This is a genomic window from Pseudonocardia sp. SID8383, assembly GCF_009864975.1.
In the GTDB taxonomy this organism is placed as follows: Bacteria; Actinomycetota; Actinomycetes; order Mycobacteriales; family Pseudonocardiaceae; genus Pseudonocardia; species Pseudonocardia alni.
Window position 1 is genome coordinate 1 of record NZ_WWFY01001099.1, and the last position, 573, is coordinate 573.

General features: G+C 78.4%; 1 protein-coding gene. It reads left to right on the forward strand.

Features of this window, described 5'->3' with window-relative positions:
• A partial coding sequence (locus GTW08_RS26480; protein WP_202417728.1) for a LysR substrate-binding domain-containing protein occupies positions 1-573 on the forward strand: 573 nt, incomplete at both ends.

The following is a 573-nucleotide window of genomic DNA, read 5'->3' on the forward strand; positions in this document are numbered from 1 at the left end:
CGGCGGTCCGCGACGGGTTCCTGGAGCGGCTGCGGGCCGCCCGTCCGGAGCTGGCGGTGCGGATCCGGCCCGGGACCAGCGCGGAGCTGGCCCGCGCGGTGGCGCGCCGCGAGCTGGACCTGGCGTTCGTGCACGGCGGGAGCGACGACCCCGGGCTGACCGTGCGGCGGGTGGACACCCGGCCGGCGGCCGTCGTCGTCGGGCACGGGCGCGGCTTCGACGACCGCACCGAGGTCCGCCTCGAGGAGCTGGCGGAGCTGCCGTACGTGTCCATCCGCTACGACGCCGCCCCGGCGGTCTACCGGGCCACCGGGGAGCTGCTCGCCCGGCACGGCGTGCACCGGCGGATCGAGCTCGACACCCACAATCCGGGCGACCTCACCCACGTCGTCGCCGCCGGGGAGGCGTTCACGCTGGTCGGGCTGGGGTCCGGCGCCACGCACAAGGCGTTCGTCGGGGAGCCGGTACACGTGCTGCCGGTGACCGGGGCGCAGGTGCGGCTGGGCACCGACGCGGTGTGGCGCGGCGACCGGGCCGCCGACCCCGGCGACGTCGTCGGGGTGCTGGCGGCCG